The 6,000-nt window shown below is 67.4% G+C and carries 5 protein-coding genes; 4 read left to right on the forward strand and 1 reads right to left on the reverse strand.

From position 1 onward, the window contains the following. Positions 1-19 precede the first annotated feature (19 nt). Positions 20-676, reverse strand: coding sequence for a TetR/AcrR family transcriptional regulator (locus ACL03I_RS21895; RefSeq protein WP_039800303.1), 657 nt, complete (start codon positions 674-676; stop codon positions 20-22). Positions 677-1,113: 437 nt separating this feature from the next. On the opposite strand from ACL03I_RS21895, the gene ACL03I_RS21900 reads away from it, so the two are divergent. The 4 genes from ACL03I_RS21900 to ACL03I_RS21915 all read left to right on the forward strand — a co-directional run bounded on the left by ACL03I_RS21900 (position 1,114) and on the right by ACL03I_RS21915 (position 5,784). Then, positions 1,114-2,133 (forward strand): DUF3152 domain-containing protein, encoded by a 1,020-nt coding sequence (locus ACL03I_RS21900; protein ID WP_412806843.1) that lies wholly within the window; start codon positions 1,114-1,116, stop codon positions 2,131-2,133. 157 nt (positions 2,134-2,290) lie between these two features. After that, the gene (gene moeZ, locus ACL03I_RS21905) at positions 2,291-3,475 is read left to right on the forward strand and encodes an adenylyltransferase/sulfurtransferase MoeZ (protein WP_364439028.1); all 1,185 of its coding nucleotides are present in this window, start codon (positions 2,291-2,293) and stop codon (positions 3,473-3,475) included. Between the two features lie 51 nt (positions 3,476-3,526). After that, positions 3,527-4,378 (forward strand): TIGR02569 family protein, encoded by an 852-nt coding sequence (locus ACL03I_RS21910; RefSeq protein WP_355077077.1) that lies wholly within the window; start codon positions 3,527-3,529, stop codon positions 4,376-4,378. A gap of 236 nt (positions 4,379-4,614) precedes the next feature. Further along, positions 4,615-5,784: a C40 family peptidase gene (locus ACL03I_RS21915; protein WP_355077075.1), complete on the forward strand. Its 1,170-nt coding sequence runs from the start codon at positions 4,615-4,617 to the stop codon at positions 5,782-5,784. Positions 5,785-6,000: the final 216 nt, after the last annotated feature.

Genomic DNA, 6,000 nt, shown 5'->3' on the forward strand with positions numbered 1-6,000 from the left:
CTCGTCGTCGTGACCGCGCTCAGTCGATCGGGTGCAGCGGCACGTGCTTCAGGCCGCCCCAGGCGAGCGAGACGGTGGTGTCGACCGCCTCCTCCTTCGGGATCGGCCGATCGGCCTCCAGCCAGTACCGTGCGGTGAACTGGCTCGCGCCGACCAGGCCAACGGCCAGGATACGGGCCCGGTAGGGATCGAGGCCCGAGTCGTGCGCGACGAGGTCGAAGACCGCGTCCACACAGGCCTCGGTGGCCTGCTCGACGCGGCGCTGCACCTGCGGCTCGCTGGTCAGGTCGGACTCGAAGACCAGGCGGAAGCCTTGCATCTCGTTGTCCACGAAATCGAAGTACGCCTGCACCGCCGCGCGCACGCGCTGCTTGTTGTCGGTGGTGGAGCGCAGCGCCTGGCGCACGCTGGACACCAGCATGTCGACGTAGTTCTGCAGCACCGCGAGATACAGCTCGAGCTTGCTGGTGAAGTGCTGATACAGCACCGGCTTGCTCACTCCGGCGCACTGCGAGATCTCGTCCATGCCGGCGGCGTGATAACCGCGCTGCACGAAGACTTCGCTTGCCGCCGCGAGTAGCTGTAGACGTCGCTCGTCGCGCGGAAGCCGGGTACCGCGTTTGGCGGGCTCGGACGACGATCTACGGGACGTCATCCGGTCCACGAGGTCAGTCATTTCGGCTCTCCCAGTCGATTCCCCGGCAAAGGGGTGTGCACCGGGTTATCTCAAGAACGATACCCGGTTGTCGCCCGCCCGCGGATCGGGGCCGGGCAACTGGTGCCACCCGGAGACACATTGTCGCACCAACGGGCCCGCTGGTATGCCCGCAGGGGGGGATTCGCCGCTGTGAGACGCTGGTGAACGTGACCGACCGACCGGAAAGACCCCCCGGCGGGCGGCGCGGTGCGCGTCGCCCGGCTGGCTCCGGCGCGCCCGGTTCCGTAGGGTCGGACGGCGTGGCGAGAACCTGGCCAGTGGCGCGATCCGGTGAGGCGGCTCGGACCGGCGCAGCCAAGCGGTCCGGGGCGGGCGGCGGGTCGCCCGGCCGGGAGACAAGTAAACGCGTGCGCGGCAAACCGCCTGAACCTCCTGCGCCCCAGCCGGATTCAGCCTTGGCGCAGCTCGAACACGATGGCGCCGAGGTCTACGATCCGCTCGGTCTGTACTCGCACAAGGCCGAGCGATCCCACCAACCGCTGCGCGCCCGCTGGGATCCCACCGCTCCCGGCGAGGGCAGGACGAGGTCGCGTCCCGAGCGGGATGCCAAGAAGCAGAGCGCACTGGGCAGATTCGTCTCGACCTACGGCTGGCGGGCGTACGCGTTGCCGGTGCTGGTCGTGATCACCGTTCTGGTGGTGGTCGACGCGATCCGCGCCACCGACGACATCAACGCCGCGGGCTCGGATCCTGGGCTCGGTCGACTCAGTCCGGCCACCGCGACCGCGGGCATCATCGGCGCTCCGCCGGGTGACGGGCAGTTTCCCACCGACCTGCCGACCGGGGCTCTTCCGGAAGGCGGCGCCTTCGCCGAGTCGGGTGCGGGCGTCTGGCATGTAGTGCCCGGCACGACCGCCCAGATCGGCACCGGCACCGCGACCGCCTTCCGCTACACCGTGGAAATCGAGAACGGCGTGGACACTTCCGGCCTGGGCGGGGACGAGGCCGTCGCCAAGATGATCGATTCCACGCTGGCCAACCCGAAGAGCTGGACGCACGACCCCAAGTTCGCGTTCCGCCGGGTCGACCAGGGCGAGGTGGACTTCCGCGTCTCGCTCACCTCACGGGGATCCAGCCGCAAGGAATGCGGTTTCGACATCCCGATCGATACCTCCTGCTACAACGCCGACGATCGCCGCGTCGTGCTGTCGGAGGTCAGGTGGGTGCGCGGCGCGCTCGCGTTCGAAGGCGATATCGGGTCCTATCGGCAGTACCAGATCAACCACGAGGTCGGTCACGCCATCGGCTACCACCAGCATCAGGCGTGCGACACCGACGGCGGGCTGGCGCCGGTGATGATGCAGCAGACCTTCGGCACCCGCAACGACGACATCGCCGCCCTCGATCCGCACGGCGTGGTGCCGATGGACGGCAAGCGCTGCCGGTTCAACCCCTGGCCCTACCCCCGGGGATAGTGATTGCGCCGGACGGGGTGGTTGTCGCGGTGCGGCGGGTATACGGAACGATGGGCGGGAAGAACGGCCCGGTCGTCGGTGTTGCACTGTTGAACCAACCCGCCGAGGGCGTCATACCGCCGCAGCGATCGGCCAAGCGATTCGAGGAGTCCTGGACGTGTCATCACCCAAGTCCCTGCCGCCACTTGTCGAGCCGGCCGCGGAGCTGACCAGGGATGAGGTAGCCCGCTACAGCCGACACCTGATCATCCCCGATCTCGGCGTGGACGGGCAGAAACGTCTGAAGAACGCCAAAGTGCTGGTGATCGGCGCGGGTGGCCTCGGATCGCCCGCCCTGTTGTACTTGGCCGCCGCGGGCGTGGGCACGCTCGGCATCGTCGAGTTCGACGAGGTCGACGCCTCGAACCTGCAGCGTCAGGTCATCCACGGCGAATCCGACATCGGCCGCCCGAAGGCCGACAGCGCGCGCGACTCGATCCTGGAGATCAACTCCGGCATCGATGTGCGGTTGCACAAGATCCGGCTGGAACCGGAGAACGCGGTGGAACTGTTCCGCGAGTACGACCTGATCGTCGACGGCACCGACAACTTCGCCACCCGATACCTGGTCAACGACGCCGCGGTGCTGGCGGGCAAGCCGTACGTGTGGGGCTCGATCTACCGCTTCGAGGGCCAGGTCTCGGTGTTCTGGGAGGACGCCCCGGACGGACGCGGCATCAACTACCGCGACCTGTACCCGGAGGCCCCGCCGCCCGGCATGGTTCCCTCCTGCGCCGAGGGCGGCGTGCTCGGCGTGCTGTGCGCGTCCATCGGTTCGGTGATGGTCACCGAGGCGATCAAGCTGATCACCGGCATCGGTGAGCCGCTGCTCGGCCGTCTGATGGTGTACGACGCACTGGACATGAACTACCGGACCATCAAGCTGCGCCGCGACCCGGAGCGCCAGCCGATCACCGAGCTGATCGACTACGAGGCGTTCTGCGGCGTGGTGTCCGAGGAGGGCCAGGCGGCCGCGGCCGGGTCCACCATCACCGCGCGCGAGCTCGAGGAGCTGCTGGCGTCGGGCAAGGACATCGAGCTGATCGACGTGCGCGAGCCGGTCGAGTGGGACATCGTGCACATCGAGGGCGCGAAGCTCATCCCGAAGGACCGCATCCTGTCCGGTGAGGCGCTGTCCGAACTGCCCCAGAACCGTCCGATCGTGCTGCACTGCAAGACCGGAGTGCGCTCCGCCGAGGCCCTGGCCGCGCTCAAGCGCGCGGGCTTCTCCGACGCCACCCATCTGCAAGGCGGCGTGATCGCCTGGGCCAACCAGGTGGACAAGTCGCTGCCGGTGTACTGAGTCACGGCGCGCCGGAGGCGCGCCGAAATCGACGCAGCGTAGCGTACGGCCGTGACTTCTGTGGAACCTCCCGAGCATGTGCGTGCCACGTTCGGTCTGCGCGAAGTGACCCCGGTTTCGCTCGGCGACTGGGAAGGCGGCTGGCGCTTGGGCGACGTGGTGCTCAGTCCGGTCACCGATCACGCGCGTGCGGCGTGGTCGGCGAAGGTCCGTGAGGCGTTGAAGGTGGACGGCCTGCGGCTGGCCCGTCCGGTGCGGGCGACCGACGGTCGCTATGTGGTGTCCGGCTGGCGCGCGGACACCTATCTGGAGGGCATGCCCGAACCGCGACACGACGAGGTGGTCTCGGTGTCGCTGCGCCTGCACAAGGCGACAGAGAAGCTGGAGCGTCCGCGCTTCCTCGCTCAGCCGCCGGTGGTGCCGTGGGTGGACATCGACGTGTTCGTCGCGGCCGATCGCGCCGCCTGGGAGCCGGTGCCGCTGCGCAGTCTGCGCGCGGGCGGCGCGTCGCTGTCGACCTCCCCGGACGGGCGGCGCAGCATCGAACTGATCGGCCAACTGGCCACCCTCCGCAAGCCGGTGCAGTCGCCTCCGCAGCTGGTGCACGGCGACCTGTTCGGCACCGTGTTGTTCGCGGGCGCGCAGACCCCCGGGCTCACCGACCTCACCCCGTACTGGCGTCCGGTGCCCTGGGCAGCGGCGGTGGTCGTGGTGGACGCACTCTCCTGGGGCGGCGCGGATGACGGCTTACTCGATCGTTGGTCGGACTTGCCGGAGTGGCCGCAGATGTTGTTGCGCGCGGTCATGTTCCGGCTCGCGGTGCATGCGCTGCATCCGCGCTCGACCCCCCAGGCGTTCCCCGGTTTGGCGCGCACGGCGGATATGGTGCGTCTGACCCTCTGAGGCTTTCCCAGGCAACGTAGTCCACCCCACAGCGCACGACTCGTGCGATTCGTCGGGGCAGCTCACCCAGGGTTCGGACGGACGTGTCGGCAATTTCCAATGTCGGGAATGCCCGATACTTGCGGTAACGCACGTGCGCCGCATGTGCCAGGAGACTCTCGCCGAGAGAGGTTACGGATGCTGTTTGTTGTCCCGCGGGGACGGGCCGTGGAGATCGCGCGGAGTGGAGGGCGTGCATGACGACCCTTGCCGATATAGACCTCCCCGACCTTCCGCATCCCGACTACGCCAGTGGCGGTCTCAACGCGGTGGTCGACGTGGCGAATGTGTACATGCAGAACGCGGTCATGCTGTTCGCGTCCGGCTGGGATGGCGGGCAGCCGGACATGATCGCTTGGCTGGGGGACAAGAAGCTGCTGAGCGCGGACGGCAAAAAGCTCACCAAGGATGGCGCCCAGACGCTCGAACCCGGATCGTCGGTGCTGGTCGACGGCTACGACAAGCAGCGCGGTGCGTTCGTGGACAAGACGTCACAACTGCAAGCGCAGAACGACGGCGTGAACGAACGCGCCATCGCGAGCTTCGACACCTCGAACAAGGCGTTCCAGGATGTCAAGGAGATCGTGAACGGGCTCGTGACCGAGCTGAGCCGCAAGCCCGGAGAGCACCAGCTGACCCGGCTGCCCGATGGCAACTTGCACCTGACCCCCGCCGAGGAGAACCGGCTGCTACAGCTGATCTTGGAGGGCGTGGACCGTGTGCACGACACGATCGAGGACGCGGACAGCGGCATGCGACGGGACGCGGGCAACATCTATCAGATGATCCCGGACCTTCCGCGCAACCCTTACGGCAATGCGCCGGATGCCGGGTCACTTGCTCCGTGGGCGCCGACCGCCAGCAATGCCACCTGGACCCGTGGAACCGGAACCCCGGACGACATCATCGCGAAGGCGCGGGAGCAACTGGCGCTCGGTGTCGCCGAGATCGGCGGCAACAACGTCCCGATGTTCCGCGGCCCGGACGGCAAGCTTTATAAGGCCCCGTACAACATCAATGACGCATGGTGCGCGGCTTTCTCCACTTGGACGTGGGATCAGGCCGGTTACAACGTCCATTGGACCAACCCCAACTACGTGCCCGCCGTCTGGAACGACGCCAAACACATGGGCTTGGCGGCGAATATCTCGAGCGCGCAAAAGGGGGACATGATCATCTTCGACTGGGAGGGCGACGGAACCCCCGACCATGTCGGAATCGTGGAGTCCGTAGATCCCAGGACCGGCCGGATCACCACCATCGAGGGCAATTCCAGTGATCAATTGAAATCCAACAGCTATTCCATGAACGCGGGATCGCTCGTCGGCGTGGTCAAGCCGCCGTCCAACCAGGCAAGAGCGTCCTGACGGTACCGGCGCACCGCGCACGGGCCATTGCGACAGCTTCGTGCGCGGCGCGCCGATCAATGTGCGGCAGGATCAGCTCGAGAGGTCGTTGACCGAGGCGGACTCATTGCCGGACAGCTTGATTCCCAAATTGGCGGCGGTGCGATCCACCTCGTCGTCGGCGTGCTGGAATTCGATGGCCGAGCCCGCCGACAGCACTTCGACGTTGAGGCACAG

Origin of the sequence: Nocardia sichangensis (assembly GCF_047200615.1) — a bacterium.
GTDB lineage: Bacteria > Actinomycetota > Actinomycetes > Mycobacteriales > Mycobacteriaceae > Nocardia > Nocardia sichangensis.